A 14,168-nucleotide genomic window follows, 5' to 3' on the forward strand; every position below is an offset into this window, starting at 1 on the left:
CTCACGCGGCAGACCGTTCACGGGGCAGGCCGCTTCACGCCCACCGCGCCGTAGGAGACGGCCTCGGCACCGGTCTCCGGCTCGTCCTCGCCGCGCCACCGGGTCGCCAGCACCAGACCGGGTTCCAGCAGCTCCCAGCCCTCCAGCATGACCTCCAGCTCGGCCTTGGAGCGGGCCACCATCGGCATCAGCGTCCCCTCGGCCACGCCGATCAGCTCCTCCACCACCGAGGGCTGCACGTCGCCGGTCAGGTGGCTCACCACCAGCACGCTGCCGGCGGCCAGCGCGTCGCGGTAGCCGGCGATCATCCCGGCGGGGCCGTCCTCGTCCCGCACGAACGGCAGGACCGCGACCATGAGCACGGCGACCGGCTCGGTCAGGTCGAGCATCCCGCGCACCTCGGTCGTGCCGAGCACGGCGGCCACGTCGCGGATGTCGGCCTCGGCGATGGCGGCGCCGGAGTTGTCCCGCAGCATCGCGCGGCTGTGCGCCACGGCGGTCGGGTCGTGGTCCACGTACACCACGCGGCACGTCGGGTCGACCTGCTGGGCGACCTCGTGGACGTTGCCCGCGGTCGGGATGCCGGAGCCGAGGTCGAGGAACTGGCGGATGCCCCGCGAGACGCACTCGCGCACCGCCCGGCGCAGGAACGCGCGGCTGTGCTGGACCATCGCGGCGGCGGGGACGTGCCGCATCGACCGCTCGGCGTACTCGCGGTCGACCGCGAAGTTGTGCGCGCCGCCGAGGTAGTAGTCGTAGAGCCTGGCCGCGTTGGGCCGGTCGACGTCACCCGACGCCGACACCCACCTCGGGGGGTTCTGCACTGCGCACCTCACCCTGCACGGCACCCGGAGCGGCGTGAACGCCTGCCAGACCGTATCTGGCTACTCCGTTCGTGTCCATCCGCCAAACGTGAACACGCAGTGTGATTGTGACTGGTGGGTGGGCTCGCGACCAAACCCGCAGGGTGGCTCCCGGCCGAGGGGGCGGCGCAGGGGTCCTGCCCCCTCGGCCGGGCGGTTCGGGCGTCAGACGCCCGCGTAGGAGCGGATCCAGTCGCGGTAGCGGGTGACGGCGGTGTAGTTCGAGCGCGTGGAGCGGTCGGAGGTGGACGCGACGCCGACCTGGTAGCGGCGGCCGTCGACCGGGCTGGTGGCGAACATCGGGCCGCCCGAGTCACCGCCGGCGGCGATGCCGTTCACGCGGGTCACCGAGATGGCGGTGCCGCCGCGGTAGTCGCGCCCGTTGACCGAGGTCACGCGGGTGTCGGCGTACTTGAGGTAGCGCGACTGGCAGTTGATCTCCGGCTGGTCGGTGCAGGTGGCGCCCCAGCCGTAGAGCTGCACGATCTGGTTGACGGCCACCGCGGTGGTGGTGCCCAGCGGCGCGTAGGTGCCGGAGACCGAGCGGTCGATCTGGGCCAGGGCCAGGTCGGCGGACGAGTGCTGGATGATCCGGGTCGCGGTGACCAGGGTGCCGCCGGTGGTCTGGTCGAGGCTGCCGACCCGGAAGGTGTAGGTACCGGCGGACGCCACGCAGTGCTGCGCGGTCAGGATCCACGTGGGCGCGATGATGGTGGCCGAGCAGTTCTGCTGGCCGTTGCGGAACAGGCGGGCCGCCCACGGCGCGTTGGACGCCGTGCCGCCGCCGATGATGTACGGCGTGACGTCGTCGGCCGGGGCGGCGGAGGCCGTCGGGGCGAGCGTCGTCAGCGCGAACGCGGACAGCAGGGCGGTAGTGGCTCCGACCACCGCGGACAGGGCGCGATTGAGTCGCATGGATTCGTCACCTCAGCGAACGCAGGGAGTGGTGAATTCACCACCCACAGCGTCACTCTTACCGGTGACGGTGGCCACCCGCCGTTAGTCGGCGATCAGCCAGACCAACGGCGGGGACCGAATGCCCTATTCGTCTTCTTCGTCCACCCCGAGGGCCCACCGGCGCACGGGGTTGGAGAACAGCAGCACCAGCACGACGACCACGTAGGCGCCGAGCAGCGCGCCCCACAGCTGCCTGCCGGACGGCCCGTACACGTACCAGGCGATCCCCAGCAGGAGCAGCTGCACGACCACCGCGGGCGTGCGGCCCCAGTGCCGGCCGAGCACCAGCCCCACCCCGGCGGCGAGGACGCCGCCCGACAGGACCGCGAAGTAGGCGGCCTCCCCGAGCACCCCGCCGGGCTCGTCCGCCTCGAAGGAGCGCAGGACCAGCGCGACCGCGAACGCCAGGCCGGTCAACCCCTGCACCGCGGTCAGCGCGCCGGCGGCGCGGACGGCCGGTGGGACCTGCTGCTGGGGCGTCACGCTGGACCTTTCCTCACGGTGCGTACTCGTCACGCATCGTAGGCCACCCGGTTGGCGAGTCCCCTTCGGCCGCCGCAGGGGCGAAGATCATGGGAAGTCTTCGGCGAGCCGGCGGTCGGGCCGGGGTGCACTTGTCGCTGACGTGCAGCAGGGCGACGTGGAAAGGAGATTTGGACCACTTTCGTGCGCTCTGAACCCTCCTACCGGGTGACACGTGATCTGTCACAGGTCACGCACTGTCCTACTCTGCTGGAGTGCGCGCACTTCTGGTGGTCAACCCGCAGGCGACGGCCACGACGCCTGCCGGCCGGGACGTGCTCGCGCACGCGCTGGCCAGCGAGGTGAAGCTCGACGTCGTCGAGACGGACTACCGCGGGCACGCGGCCGACGCCGCGGCGCGCGCCGTCGTCGAGGGGTACGACCTGGTCGTGGCCCACGGCGGCGACGGCACGGTCAACGAGGTGGTCAACGGCCTGGTGCGCGACAGCGCCCGCGCCGGCGGCCCCCTGGCGGACCTGCCGATGCTCGGCGTGGTCCCGGGCGGCTCGGCGAACGTGTTCGCGGGCGCCCTCGGCCTGCCGCGCGACCCGGTGGAGGCGACCTACCGCCTGCTCCAGGCGATCGAGCACGGCACCAGCCGCCGGGTCAGCCTCGGCAAGGTCGCCTCGGCGGGCGGCGACGAGGACCACGACCGCTGGTTCACCTTCAACGCGGGCGTGGGCTGGGACGCCGACGTCGTCGCGGGCGTCGAGGCGCAGCGCGCCAAGGGCCGCCAGGCGTCACCCGGCCTGTACGTGCGGACCGCCCTGACCACGTACTTCACCGAGCGCAGGCAGCCGTCCTCGCTCACCGTGCGGGTCCCGGACGAGCCCCCCTTCGAGGACGTGCGGCTGGCCTTCGTGTCCAACACCGACCCGTGGACCTACCTCGGCGACAAGGCGATCCGCCTCAACCCGAGCACCTCGTTCGACGGCGGCCTGGGGCTGTTCGCGCTGCACGGGATGGGATTCCCCACGATTGCCCGCTACGTCGCGCATCTTTTGGCGACGGACGGGAACCCCAAGGGCGCGAACCTGCTCCGGCGCGACGACGTCGAGTTCGTCCGGGTGACGAGTACCGAACCCGTCAACCTCCAGGTCGACGGCGACCTGCTCGGCTCGTGCACCGAAGTGGAGTTCACGGGCGTCCGCGAGGCGCTCACGGTGGCCGTGTGACGGCTGTGCGGCGTTGTGTGACCGTCGCGTGACCGGCTCGCTACCCATCCGCGACGTTCCGACCTGCTGTGACGTCGTTGCGTGAACCCGCAGGTGAACTCTGTCGATCTTTCGGGTGAGTTCACTCACCGGGTTAGTGCTAAACCCTTGACATCCCCGCCGTTCGTGAAAGCATTCACAAGCACCCCAAAACCGACCGCTGACGACTGGCGCGCCCTTGCGCGCGCCTAGCTGAGGAGTAGTTCCAATGGACTGGCGCCACCGCGCGATCTGCCGCGACGAGGACCCCGAGCTGTTCTTCCCCGTGGGGAACAGCGGGCCTGCGTTGCTCCAGATCGCCGAGGCGAAGACCGTCTGCCGCCGTTGCCCCGTCGTCTCCGACTGCCTCGCGTGGGCTCTGGAGAGCGGCCAGGACGCCGGCGTGTGGGGCGGGATGAGCGAAGACGAGCGTCGCGCCCTCAAGCGCCGCAACGCCCGCACCCGGGCTCGCAGCAACGCCTGAGCCGATAGGCAATCACGAAGGGCCCGACACCGTGCCAGGTGTCGGGCCCTTCGTCTTGTTGCACACCCTCCCGCATGACCACGTGACACCGCTGAGGCGGGTTCGTCACGTGTGCACGGGGAGCAGTCTAACGCCGCGCCCTGAGGGGCACGCGCAGGACCGCCTCTGTACCGCCCTTGGGCCGCCTCCGCAAGCTCAACGAGCCCCTGAGTTCGGATTCCACCAGCGTCCGGACGATCTGGAGGCCGAGCCGGTCGGTGCGCTCCAGCGAGAACCCCTGGGGCAGGCCGCGGCCGTCGTCGGAGATCACCACGTCGAGCCACTTCGCCGAGCGCTCGGCGTGCACGACCACCTCGCCGCGCTGACCCGGGTGGTAGGCGTGCTCGAACGCGTTCTGCACGAGTTCGGTCAGCACCATCACCAGCGGCGTGGCCAGCTCGGCCTGCACGATGCCGAACGGCCCCTCGCGGCGCACCACCACCTGCGACTCGGTGGCGGCCACGTCCGACATCATCGGGATGACCTTGTCCACCACGTCGTCCAGGTCCACCCGCTCGTCCACCGACATGGACAGCGTCTCGTGCACCAGGGCGATCGACGTGACGCGGCGCACCGACTCGGCGAGCGCCTCGCGGGCCTCCTCGCTGCTGGTGCGGCGGCTCTGCAACCGCAGCAGCGCGGCCACGGTCTGGAGGTTGTTCTTCACCCGGTGGTGGATCTCGCGGATCGTCGCGTCCTTCGACATCAGGGCGCGGTCGCGGCGGCGGACCTCGGTCACGTCGCGGCACAGCACGAGCGCGCCCGCCGCGCTGCCCCTCGGCCGCAGCGGCAGCGCCCGGAACAGCACCGCGGCGCCCCGGCGCGACTCGGCCTCGATGCGCATCGACGGCTGCCCGTCGAGCGCGGCCCGGATGCGCTGGGCGACCTCGGTCGCGTCGAACGGGTCGCCGATCAGCGACCGCGTCAGCGGCGCCAGGTGCACCCCCACCAGGTCGGACGCGTGCCCCATCCGGTGGTAGGCGCTCAGCGCGTTCGGCGAGGCGAACACCACCGCGCCCGACGCGTCCAGCCGGATCAGGCCGTCACCGACGCGCGGGCTCGTGTGCACGTCCGGGGACGGCTCGGTGGTGGGGAACGTGCCGTCGGAGATCATCTGGCACAGGTCGGCGGCACTGCCCAGGTAGGAGATCTCCAGCGGGCTCGGCACGCGCGGCACGGCCAGGTTGGTGTTGCGGCTGAGGACGGCGATGACCTCGTCGTGCCGCTTCACCGGGATGGCCTCGCGACGCACCGGCACGCCCAGGTGCCAGCGCGGGTCCTCCTCGCGGCAGATCCGCGCCTCGGCCATGGCGCGCCGCAGCTGCGGGTGCTCCTCGACGTCGACCATGCTGCCGACGACGTCCTCGGGGTGCGCGGTCGGCGCCGTCGTGGGCCGGGCCTGGGCGACGCACAGGAACGTGTCGTCGTCCAGCGGCGCCCACAGCAGGAAGTCGGCGAAGCTGAGGTCCGAGAGCAGTTGCCACTCGGCCACCACCAGCTGGAGGTGGTCGACGGCGGCGCCGGAGAGCTTGGTGTGCTCGGCCAGCAGGTCGGTGAGCGTGGACAGCTACTCCACCACCGCGATCAGGTCGCCCTCCTGCACCACGTCGCCCGTGGCGACCGCGATGCGGGTGATCCTGCCCGAACCCTCGGGGAGGACCGGGATCTCCATCTTCATGCTCTCCAGCACGACGACGGTCGTCTCGTGCGTGACCTCGTCACCCTCGCGCACGGCGATCTGCGCCACGTTGGCGACGATCTCGGCCCTGATCTCCTCGGCCATGGCCCTCCTTCGCTCCAGGACCATCCAACCACGATTCAGACCCGGTGCCGCGCACTTCCGGGCGCGTGACACACTGTCGGGAGGTAGTTCGAGCACTAGGAGAACCCCATGTCGAAGCGTGCCCGCAAGCGCCGCGACCGCAAGAAGGGTGGCGCCAACCACGGGAAGCGCCCCAACGCCTGATCAACTTCAGTGCGTGCGAAGGCCCCGGAGCCCACGGCTCCGGGGCCTTCGAAGTCTGGTCGAATGCCTACGGGGTCCTATTCGGCCACCGTGGCGGTCGTGGTGCGGACCTCCACGACGGCCTGCTGGAGGCGCGCCCGCAGCCGCTGCTTCAGCTCCTCCGGCGCCAGCTCGCCGCCGCACTTGCGGGCCAGCAGGGCCTTGAGGTGCTCCTCGATGCCGTACTGCTCCAGGCACGGGTGGCACTCGTCCAGGTGGGCCGCGAGGAGCGACTTGCGCTTCTCGTCGCACTCGTGGTCGAGGAACAGGTAGACCTCGGCCAGGACCTCGGAGCAGTCGGTCTCGTGGTGTTCGCCGCAGCTCATCGGCCCGCCACCTCCGCCCGGCCGTCGCGGAGGAAGCCGCGCTCGCGCGCGACGCCCGCGAGCTGCTCGCGAAGCTGCCTGCGGCCCCGGTGCAACCGGGACATCACGGTGCCGATGGGGGTGCCCATGATGTCTGCGATCTCCTTGTACGCGAAACCCTCGACGTCGGCGAGGTAGACGGCGATCCGGAACTCCTCGGGCAGCCTCTGGAGGGCGTCCTTGACGTCCGAGTCGGGCAACCGGTCGAGCGCGTCGACCTCCGCCGAGCGCAGGCCGCTCGACGTGTGGCTCTCCGCCTGCGCGAGCTGCCAGTCCGTGATCTCGTCGGTCGGCTGCTGCACCGGCTGGCGCTGCTTCTTGCGGTAGCCGTTGATGTAGGTGTTCGTGAGGATGCGGTACAGCCAGGCCTTCAGGTTCGTGCCCTGGGAGAAGGACGCGAAGGCCGAGTACGCCTTGAGGAAGGTCTCCTGGACCAGGTCCTCGGCGTCGGCCGGGTTGCGGGTCATCCGCAGGGCAGCCGAGTACAACTGGTCGAGCATCGGCATGGCGTCGCGCTCGAACCGGGCCGCGCGCTCCTCCGCTGTCTCGTCAGTCGGCGTGTCCTGCGTTCGCGTGGCTGGCACCGCGCTCCCTTCCCACCGGCCGGTGGGCGCGGTGGACGAGACTGTCTGGGGCGCGTTCGAGGATACGCGGCGGTCGCCGGGACGGCAGCGGGCGGAGCCGCGCGGCGGACGTGCCCTCACCGGCCTGCTGACGTGCTGGTCCATCACCTCGGTAGCCACACCCGCACCAACGCGGGGGGCGCTCCGGGCATTCCCCGCGCTGTTGTGCCCGATCCCTGCACTAAGGTGCGCGATCATGGCCGGACGTGGGACGCCCGCCACCGCGTTGCTGGACAAGCAGAAGGTGGCCCACACGCTGCACGCCTACGACCACGACCCGCGGCACGAGTCGTACGGGCTGGAGGCCGCCGAGGCGCTCGGCGTCCCGCCCGGGCGGGTGTTCAAGACCCTCGTCGCGGAGGTGGACGGCAAGCTCGCCGTCGGCGTGGTCCCGGTCACCGGCCAGCTGGACCTGAAGGCGCTGGCGACGGCCCTCGGCGGCAAGCGGGCGAAGATGGCCGACGTCGCGGCGGCCGAGCGCGCCACCGGCTACGTGGCGGGCGGCATCTCGCCGCTGGGCCAGAAGAAGCGCCTGCCGCTGGTGCTCGACGCCTCGGCGGAGGGCTTCGGCACCGTGTACTGCTCGGCCGGGCGGCGCGGCCTGGAGGTCGAGATCGCGCCCGCCGACCTGGTGCGGCTCACCGGTGGCGTCGTGGCCCCGATCTCGGCCTAGGGACCGGGCTCAGACCTCCAGGGGGCGCAGCACCCGGGACAGCCACTCGCCGACGGCCCGGTGCACGCCCTCCAGGTCCGCCTTGAGGTTGTGGTCGCCGCGCAGCAGCACCACCTCGCGGTGGTGCGCCGACCCCGGCCGGCCGAACGGGTCCGCCTCGCCCTGCACGACCAGCGTGGACACCTCGACGGCGTCCAGCTCGGGCTGCCGCGTCCTCTCCGGCTTGCCCGGCGGGTGCACGGGGAACGCCAGGCACAGCACGGCCACCGCCTGCCCCTCCGCCGACGTCCGGCACGCCACCCGCGCGCCCGAGGACCGGCCGCCGAACACCAGCGGCAGGTCGTCGAACCAGCGGCTGGACAGGTCGTCGGCGACGGCCAGCCACGCCGCGTCGAGGTGCGCGGCCGGGGCGGGGGCGCGGCGGCCCGCCACCCGGTAGGGCTGCTCGACGAGCGCGACGTGCACGCCCGCCGCCACGGCCGCGCGGGCCGCGGCGACCAGGTCGGGCGCGGCGATCCCGCCGCCCGCGCCGTGGCCGAGCAGCAGCGCCGCCCGCCCCTCCGGCGCGCAGTGCAGCTCGGCCCGCGCGGGGCCGTGCGGGGTCTCGACGACGCGCGAGGTCATGACAGCTCGAACAAGGTGGGCTCCGGTTTCTCGGACTCCCCCAGCACGACGGCGTCCATGAGGGACGGGTCGTTGTTCCTGATGCTGTTGACCCGCGTCGACACCGGGCGCAGCTCCAGCGCGGCGACCAGGTCCGGGTCGGGCGCGAGCAGGCCGGAGGGGTCGCCGTTGTCCGGGTCGAGCCACGCCGACCAGCGGTCGCGCGGCAGCACGAGCGGCATGCGGTGGTGGACCTCGGCCATCTCGCCGACGGCGTCGGTGGTGAGCACGGCGAAGGTGATGACCGGCTTGCGCTCGTCGCCCTCCTGCTGCCACCACACCGACCAGATGCCCGCCATCGCGAGGCTGCTGTCGTCGCCGGGGTTGATGAAGTACGGCTGCTTGCGGCCCTCGCCGGGCTGCCACTCGTACCAGCCGGCGGCCGGGACGATGCACCGGCGCTTGGCCGCCGAGTCGCGGTAGGCGGGCTTGGTGAGCACGCTCTCCGACCGGGCGTTGATCATCTTGGCGCCGCCGGACGGGTCCTTGGCCCAGTGCGGCACGAGCCCCCAGCGCATCGTGCGGACGCTGCGCTCGGTGGTGCCCGGGTCGGGGTTGCCGTCCTCGTCGCGCGGGTGGCGCTCGACGACCACCGGCGCCTGCTTCGTCGGCGCGACGTTGTAGTCGGGGCCGGGCGCGTCACCGCCGGTCCCGTCGCCCACCGTCCCGTCCACCGCGTCGAACTCGGCCGCGAGGAGCGCCGGGTCCTTGGTGGAGGCGTACCTGCCGCACACAACGATCACCTCCGGAGGTAGCCCATCGTCGCACGTCGGAAAGCCCGGTGCGACCCGTCGACCACCCCATGCGGAATCATCGACCCATGACTCAGCAGTGGTCCGCTCCCACCGCCGACGGCCCCGTGCGCGCGACGGTACCCGTGCCCGGTTCCAAGTCGATCACCAACCGCGCGCTCGTCCTCGCCGCGCTGGCCGACGGCCCCTCCACCGTGCACGCCCCGCTGCGCAGCCGCGACACGACGCTGATGGCGGCGGCGCTCGGCTCCCTCGGCGTCGGGGTCGCCGACGGGGCGGACGGCTCGTGGCTGGTCACCCCCGGCGAGCTGCGCGGCCCGGCGCGGGTGGACTGCGGCCTGGCGGGCACCGTCATGCGCTTCCTGCCGCCCGCCGCGGCGCTCGCGGTCGGCGACGTCGTCTTCGACGGCGACCCGCACGCGCGGACCCGCCCGATGAGCACGATCCTCGGCGCGCTGCGCGCCCTGGGCGCCGACGTGGACGGCGACTCGCTGCCGTTCACCCTGCACGGCAAGGGCGGGCTGCCCGGCGGCGAGGTCACCGTCGACGCCTCGGCGTCGTCCCAGTTCGTGTCCGGCCTGCTGCTGTCCGGCGCGCGCTACGAGAGCGGGGTGACCGTGCGCCACGCCGGCCGGCCCGTGCCGTCGCTGCCGCACATCGCGATGTCGGTTGCGATGCTGCGCGAGGCGGGCGTGGCCGTGGACGCGTCCACCCCGGACGTGTGGCGGGTCGAACCCGGCCCCCTGGCGGGCCGCGAGTGGCACGTGGAGCCGGACCTGTCCAACGCGACGCCGTTCCTGGCGGCGGCGGCGGCGACCGGCGGGACGGTGACCGTGCCGGGGTGGCCCGCCCGGACCACCCAGCCGGGCGGCGCGGTGCGGGAGCTGTTCGAGCGCATGGGCTGCGCGGTGGAGCTGACCGCCGACGGCCTGGTGCTCACCGGCCCGGACCGGCTGACCGGCCTGGACGTGGACCTGCGCGACGAGAGCGAGCTGACGCCGACCGTCGTGGCGCTGGCGGCGCTGGCCGACGGCCCCTCGCGCGTCCGGGGCGTCGCGCACATCCGGGGCCACGAGACCGACCGCATCGCCGCGCTGGTCGCCGAGGTCAACCGCCTGGGCGGTGACGCCGAGGAGACCGAGGACGGCCTCGTCGTGCGACCGCGACCGCTGCGCGGCGGGGTGTGGCGGGCCTACGCCGACCACCGCATGGCCACCGCGGGTGCCATCGTCGGCCTGGTGGTGGAGGGCGTGTCGGTGGACGACATCGGGTCGACGGCGAAGACGATCCCCGACTTCCCGGGGATGTGGGCGACGATGCTCGGGACGCGCTGACGTGGCGCGCGGCGACTGGCGGCGGCTGGACGAGTCCGACGTCCGGGTGCGGCCGGGCAAGGGGACCCGGCCGCGCAGCAAGCGGCGGCCCGAGCACGCGGACGCGGTGCCCGCCATGGTCGTGGGCGTGGACCGGGGACGGTGGACGTGCGCCGTGGAGGGCGACCCGGCCCGGCTGGTCACCGCGATGCGGGCCCGGGAGCTGGGCCGCACGCCGGTCGTCGTGGGCGACCGGATCGGGTTGGTCGGCGACACGTCCGGGCAGCCGGACACCCTGGCCCGGGTCGTGCGCGTCGACGAGCGCCGCAGCGTGCTGCGCCGCACCGCCGACGACACCGACCCGTTCGAGCGGGTCGTCGTGGCCAACGCCGAGCAGCTGGTGATCGTGTCCGCGCTGGCCGACCCGCAGCCGCGGCGCGGGTTCATCGACCGCTGCCTGGTCGCCGCCTACGCGGGCGGGCTGGAACCGCTGCTGTGCCTGACGAAGTCCGACCTGGCGTCCCCCGACGACCTGGTGGCCGCGTACGCCGAGCTGGACCTGCCGGTGGTCGTGACGCGGTCCGACGAGGACCCCGCCGAGCTGCGCGAACGGCTCGTGCACCGGCTGTCCGCGCTGATCGGGCACTCGGGCGTGGGCAAGTCGACCCTGGTCAACCGGTTGGTGCCGGACGCGAACCGGGCCGTGGGCGTGGTCAGCGGCGTCGGCAAGGGCAGGCACACGTCCACCCAGACCGTCGCGCTGCCGCTGCCCGAGGGCGGGTGGGCCGTGGACACGCCGGGCATCCGCTCGTTCGGGCTCGCGCACATCACGCCGGACGACATCGTGGGCGCGTTCCCCGACATGGCGGCGATGGCCGAGGAGTGCCCGTCGGGCTGCGGCCACCAGGGCCCGCCCGAGGACCCGGACTGCATGCTCGACGAGCTCGTCACCTCCGGCGAGGCCTCCCCCGGCCGCCTGGCCTCCCTCCGCCGCCTCCTCTCCTCCCGCGGCAAACTGGACGAATACGACTAACCCCCGAGAGTCCAACCCCCAGGCCCCGAGAGTCCAACGCTCAGGTCGTGAGAGTCCAACGTCCAGGCCCCGTGAGTTCTTCGTTCCGGCCTAACGGTGTGAGGCTCGAACGGAGAACTCAGGGGTCCTGAGCGTTGGACTCTCGAGGTCTGAGCGTTGGACTCTCGGGGTGGGGTTCGCTGGATCGGGTGGCGATGTCACCGCTTCGGTGTCGGTGACGCGGGGAGCGGGAGTACGGTGCGCAGCCGTGGCCAAGGTGACCGGCATCGGCGGTGTCTTCCTGCGCGCCCGCAACCCCGCGCGCCTGGCCGAGTGGTACCGCCGGCACCTGGGCGTGCCGATGGGCGACGGCGCGGCCGTCACGTTCCACTGGACCGAGGACGAGACGACGACCCTCGCGCTGTTCGCCCAGGACACCGCCTACTTCGGCGAACCCGGGCAGCGCGTGATGCTCAACCTGCGCGTCGACGACCTGCCCGTCCTGCTCGACCAGCTCCGCGCTCAGGGCGTGGAGGTGCTGCCGGACACGGAGGAGTCCGAGTTCGGCCGGTTCGGGTGGTGCGTCGACCCCGAGGGCAACCGGATCGAGCTGTGGCAGCCCGCGCCCGGGATGTGAGCCCGGACCACACGAGCCGGGACTACACGAGCCGGGACTACACGAGCCGGGACTACACGAGCCGGGACTACATGAGTTCGAGCAGGAACGGCAGCTCCTGCGTCGCGTACCAGGCCAGCTCGTGGTCCTCCGCGCCGCCCAGCGCGAACTCCGCGTCCGGGTCGCCCAGGTCGGCCGCGTCGATCACCTCCGCCGCCGCGCGCACGTCGTCCTCCGCCTCCAGCGTGTCCAGGTGGATCGCGGCGACCAGCTCCACGGGCACCGGCCCGGACAGCTTCACCACCGAGAAGTCCAGGTCGGGGCGCAGCTTCACGTCCTCGACGTCCACCGACACCACGGCCCGCCGCGGCACCGCCTTCTCGTCGCCCGCGATCAGCCGCAGCGACGCGCGCGCCGCGTCCAGCATCGCCGAGTACTCCAGCTCCTCGGTGTCACCGGTCGCGTAGGACTCGCGCAGCGCCGGCGTCAGCGCGAACCCGGTCCCGCCCACGGGCGCGAACAGCCCGTCATCGACCAGGCCGCGCAGCATCGCGACCGTCGCCGGCAGGTACACCCTCATGCGGACACCGTTCCCATCAGCTCCTCCACCGACTCCTCCACCATCGCCGCCAGCACGTCCACATCGGACATCGCGTCGCGGTCGGCGTTCAAGCCGAAGTACACCCCGCCGTCGTACGAGGTCACCCCGATGGACAGCGCCTGGTTCTTCGCCAGCGGCACCACCGGGAACATCTCGATCATCCTCGCCCCCGCCGCGTACAGCGGCACCTGGGGGCCGGGGACGTTCGTCACCACCACGTTGAACAGCCTGCGCGAGAACGACGACGCGGCCCGCGCGCCGAGCGCGTGCAACGTGGGCGGCGCGAACCCGGAGAACCTCACCAGCGTCTGCGCCGCCACCGACTGGCCCGACTCCTGGTGCGCGCGCATCGCGTGCGACACGTGGTGCAGCCGCACCACCGGGTTCGGCTCCCCCACCGGCAGGTCCACGAAGTACGCCGCGACGCCCGCCTCGTCGTCGCGCACCGACATCGGCGCCATCGCCCGCATCGTCGTGCCCGCGGTCACGACCTCGCCGCGCGACAGCAGCCAGTTGCGCAGCGCGCCGGACAGCACCGCCAGCACGCCGTCGTTGACCGTGCCGCCGTGCACCCGCCGGATCGCCCGGAACTCGTCCAGCCGCGTCCGCGCCACCGCGAACCGCCGCTGCGGCGAGATCCGCACGTTCAGCGGGCTGCCCGGCGCGGGCGTCGCGGCCGTGCGCACCGCCGACGCGAGACCGCCGAACAGCCCGGCCACCTTGCGCACCGTCGCCACCGTGTCCACCGCCGCCGAACGGGCGTTCTCCACCACCACGCCGGGTCGCTGCACGGCCTCCGCCACCGCGTCCGCCACCAACTGGAGGCCGCTGGGCTCCGGGGACGGCATCCACAGCGACGCGACGGGCGTGCGCGGCGTGGCGCTCACGTCCAGGATCACCTGGCCGATCTCGGGTGCGCCCAGGCCGTCCACCATCGCCTGGTGGGTCTTCGTGATCACCGCCGTGCGGTTCCGGGCCAGGCCCTCGACCAGGTAGATCTCCCACAGCGGCCGCGTGTGGTCCAGCGGGCGGGACATCAGCCGCGCCACCAGGTCGTGCAGTTGCCGCTCGCTGCCCGGCTTCGGCAGCGCCGAGCGGCGCACGTGGTAGGTGACGTCGAAGTCCGGGTCGTCCACCCAGACCGGCCGGGCCAGCCTGCCCGGCACGTGCACGACCTTCTGCCGGTAGCGCGGCACCAGCGACAGCCGCTGCTCGATCAGGTTCACCAGGCGGTCGTAGTCGAACCCGGTGCGCGGCCTGCGGAACACCGCCACCCCGCCGACGTGCATCGGCGTCGTGGAATCCTCCAGGTACAGGAACGAGGCGTCCAGCGCGGACAGGCGGTCGGGCATGCCGCCCAGGCTAGTCGCTGCGCACGGCCCGCCGCTGTGGTCGACGGGGCGTCGTCCGTTCCGGTCGATCCCGGTGCCAGTCGCTCAGGCAGGTCGCCCCGGCCGGTCACCCGGGTCGGTCGCCCCGGCCGGCTG

Annotated in this window: 18 protein-coding genes; 7 read left to right on the top strand and 11 right to left on the bottom strand. The window is 72.9% G+C overall.

The window, feature by feature from the left end; all coding sequences use genetic code 11:
* Nucleotides 1-17: 17 nt before the first annotated feature.
* The 3 genes from ACRAKJ_RS37590 to ACRAKJ_RS37600 all read right to left on the bottom strand — a co-directional run bounded on the left by ACRAKJ_RS37590 (nt 18) and on the right by ACRAKJ_RS37600 (nt 2,303).
* Nucleotides 18-824, bottom strand: a complete 807-nt coding sequence (locus ACRAKJ_RS37590) for an SAM-dependent methyltransferase (RefSeq protein WP_438924277.1) — start codon at nt 822-824, stop codon at nt 18-20.
* Nucleotides 825-1,028: 204 nt separating this feature from the next.
* A complete protein-coding gene (locus ACRAKJ_RS37595) occupies nt 1,029-1,778 on the bottom strand; it encodes a trypsin-like serine protease (RefSeq protein ID WP_438924278.1) in 750 nt (249 codons plus the stop codon).
* Between the two features lie 126 nt (nt 1,779-1,904).
* Nucleotides 1,905-2,303, bottom strand: a complete 399-nt coding sequence (locus ACRAKJ_RS37600; RefSeq protein WP_438924279.1) for a hypothetical protein — start codon at nt 2,301-2,303, stop codon at nt 1,905-1,907.
* A gap of 254 nt (nt 2,304-2,557) precedes the next feature.
* Here ACRAKJ_RS37600 and ACRAKJ_RS37605 point away from each other — a divergent pair, with 254 nt between their 5' ends.
* Both ACRAKJ_RS37605 and ACRAKJ_RS37610 read left to right on the top strand, forming a co-directional pair.
* Nucleotides 2,558-3,517, top strand: a complete 960-nt coding sequence (locus ACRAKJ_RS37605) for a diacylglycerol kinase family protein (RefSeq protein ID WP_438924280.1) — start codon at nt 2,558-2,560, stop codon at nt 3,515-3,517.
* A gap of 247 nt (nt 3,518-3,764) precedes the next feature.
* Complete coding sequence (locus tag ACRAKJ_RS37610; RefSeq protein WP_015104912.1) at nt 3,765-4,019, top strand: WhiB family transcriptional regulator; 255 nt, start codon at nt 3,765-3,767, stop codon at nt 4,017-4,019.
* 127 nt (nt 4,020-4,146) lie between these two features.
* Here the strand turns inward: ACRAKJ_RS37610 and ACRAKJ_RS37615 are convergent, their stop codons facing one another.
* Together ACRAKJ_RS37615 and ACRAKJ_RS37620 are read right to left on the bottom strand one after the other, a co-directional pair.
* The gene (locus ACRAKJ_RS37615) at nt 4,147-5,625 is read right to left on the bottom strand and encodes a histidine kinase N-terminal domain-containing protein (protein WP_438924296.1); all 1,479 of its coding nucleotides are present in this window, start codon (nt 5,623-5,625) and stop codon (nt 4,147-4,149) included.
* A complete protein-coding gene (locus ACRAKJ_RS37620) occupies nt 5,626-5,841 on the bottom strand; it encodes a biotin/lipoyl-binding carrier protein (protein WP_306748493.1) in 216 nt (71 codons plus the stop codon).
* 108 nt (nt 5,842-5,949) lie between these two features.
* Here ACRAKJ_RS37620 and ACRAKJ_RS37625 point away from each other — a divergent pair, with 108 nt between their 5' ends.
* The gene (locus ACRAKJ_RS37625; RefSeq protein ID WP_096498094.1) at nt 5,950-6,024 is read left to right on the top strand and encodes a 50S ribosomal protein bL37; all 75 of its coding nucleotides are present in this window, start codon (nt 5,950-5,952) and stop codon (nt 6,022-6,024) included.
* A 77-nt stretch (nt 6,025-6,101) separates the two neighbouring features.
* On the opposite strand, the gene rsrA is transcribed toward ACRAKJ_RS37625, so the two are convergent.
* Both rsrA and ACRAKJ_RS37635 read right to left on the bottom strand, forming a co-directional pair.
* Nucleotides 6,102-6,389 carry a mycothiol system anti-sigma-R factor gene (gene rsrA / locus ACRAKJ_RS37630; RefSeq protein WP_438924281.1) on the bottom strand — a complete coding sequence of 96 codons (288 nt, stop codon included), beginning with the start codon at nt 6,387-6,389 and terminating at the stop codon, nt 6,102-6,104.
* The gene (locus ACRAKJ_RS37635) at nt 6,386-7,012 is read right to left on the bottom strand and encodes a sigma-70 family RNA polymerase sigma factor (protein ID WP_438924282.1); all 627 of its coding nucleotides are present in this window, start codon (nt 7,010-7,012) and stop codon (nt 6,386-6,388) included. The genes rsrA and ACRAKJ_RS37635 overlap by 4 nt, the downstream gene beginning before the upstream one ends.
* Before the next feature lie 235 nt (nt 7,013-7,247).
* Between ACRAKJ_RS37635 and ybaK the strand changes: the two genes are divergently transcribed.
* On the top strand, nt 7,248-7,724 hold the full coding sequence (gene ybaK / locus ACRAKJ_RS37640; RefSeq protein WP_438924283.1) for a Cys-tRNA(Pro) deacylase: 477 nt from the start codon (nt 7,248-7,250) through the stop codon (nt 7,722-7,724).
* A 9-nt stretch (nt 7,725-7,733) separates the two neighbouring features.
* Here ybaK and ACRAKJ_RS37645 read toward each other — a convergent pair whose 3' ends face one another.
* Both ACRAKJ_RS37645 and ACRAKJ_RS37650 read right to left on the bottom strand, forming a co-directional pair.
* On the bottom strand, nt 7,734-8,348 hold the full coding sequence (locus tag ACRAKJ_RS37645; RefSeq protein ID WP_438924284.1) for an alpha/beta family hydrolase: 615 nt from the start codon (nt 8,346-8,348) through the stop codon (nt 7,734-7,736).
* Complete coding sequence (locus ACRAKJ_RS37650; protein ID WP_438924285.1) at nt 8,345-9,121, bottom strand: SOS response-associated peptidase family protein; 777 nt, start codon at nt 9,119-9,121, stop codon at nt 8,345-8,347. Before ACRAKJ_RS37650 ends, ACRAKJ_RS37645 begins: the two co-directional genes overlap by 4 nt.
* An 86-nt stretch (nt 9,122-9,207) precedes the next feature.
* Here ACRAKJ_RS37650 and aroA point away from each other — a divergent pair, with 86 nt between their 5' ends.
* From aroA to ACRAKJ_RS37665, 3 genes are all read left to right on the top strand, one after another.
* Nucleotides 9,208-10,473, top strand: a complete 1,266-nt coding sequence (gene aroA, locus ACRAKJ_RS37655; protein WP_438924286.1) for a 3-phosphoshikimate 1-carboxyvinyltransferase — start codon at nt 9,208-9,210, stop codon at nt 10,471-10,473.
* A 1-nt stretch (nt 10,474) separates the two neighbouring features.
* Nucleotides 10,475-11,485, top strand: coding sequence for a ribosome small subunit-dependent GTPase A (gene rsgA / locus ACRAKJ_RS37660; RefSeq protein WP_438924287.1), 1,011 nt, complete (start codon nt 10,475-10,477; stop codon nt 11,483-11,485).
* A gap of 247 nt (nt 11,486-11,732) precedes the next feature.
* Nucleotides 11,733-12,101, top strand: coding sequence for a VOC family protein (locus ACRAKJ_RS37665; RefSeq protein ID WP_438924288.1), 369 nt, complete (start codon nt 11,733-11,735; stop codon nt 12,099-12,101).
* A 67-nt stretch (nt 12,102-12,168) separates the two neighbouring features.
* Here the strand turns inward: ACRAKJ_RS37665 and ACRAKJ_RS37670 are convergent, their stop codons facing one another.
* Both ACRAKJ_RS37670 and ACRAKJ_RS37675 read right to left on the bottom strand, forming a co-directional pair.
* A complete protein-coding gene (locus tag ACRAKJ_RS37670; RefSeq protein ID WP_438924289.1) occupies nt 12,169-12,660 on the bottom strand; it encodes a DUF6912 family protein in 492 nt (163 codons plus the stop codon).
* A complete protein-coding gene (locus tag ACRAKJ_RS37675) occupies nt 12,657-14,033 on the bottom strand; it encodes a wax ester/triacylglycerol synthase family O-acyltransferase (RefSeq protein ID WP_438924290.1) in 1,377 nt (458 codons plus the stop codon). The genes ACRAKJ_RS37670 and ACRAKJ_RS37675 overlap by 4 nt, the downstream gene beginning before the upstream one ends.
* Nucleotides 14,034-14,168 lie beyond the last annotated feature (135 nt).

This window comes from Saccharothrix sp. DSM 118769 (assembly GCF_052936295.1).

What these genes read in the sequence shown, in the direction of transcription:
- ACRAKJ_RS37675 (WP_438924290.1), bottom strand. Translation starts at nt 14,033, where the DNA reads ATGCCCGACCGCCTGTCCGCGCTGGACGCCTCGTTCCTGTACCTGGAG.
- ybaK (WP_438924283.1), top strand. Translation starts at nt 7,248, where the DNA reads ATGGCCGGACGTGGGACGCCCGCCACCGCGTTGCTGGACAAGCAGAAG.
- ACRAKJ_RS37620 (WP_306748493.1), bottom strand. Translation starts at nt 5,841, where the DNA reads ATGGCCGAGGAGATCAGGGCCGAGATCGTCGCCAACGTGGCGCAGATC.
- ACRAKJ_RS37645 (WP_438924284.1), bottom strand. Translation starts at nt 8,348, where the DNA reads ATGACCTCGCGCGTCGTCGAGACCCCGCACGGCCCCGCGCGGGCCGAG.
- ACRAKJ_RS37610 (WP_015104912.1), top strand. Translation starts at nt 3,765, where the DNA reads ATGGACTGGCGCCACCGCGCGATCTGCCGCGACGAGGACCCCGAGCTG.
- ACRAKJ_RS37595 (WP_438924278.1), bottom strand. Translation starts at nt 1,778, where the DNA reads ATGCGACTCAATCGCGCCCTGTCCGCGGTGGTCGGAGCCACTACCGCC.
- rsrA (WP_438924281.1), bottom strand. Translation starts at nt 6,389, where the DNA reads ATGAGCTGCGGCGAACACCACGAGACCGACTGCTCCGAGGTCCTGGCC.
- ACRAKJ_RS37670 (WP_438924289.1), bottom strand. Translation starts at nt 12,660, where the DNA reads ATGAGGGTGTACCTGCCGGCGACGGTCGCGATGCTGCGCGGCCTGGTC.
- aroA (WP_438924286.1), top strand. Translation starts at nt 9,208, where the DNA reads ATGACTCAGCAGTGGTCCGCTCCCACCGCCGACGGCCCCGTGCGCGCG.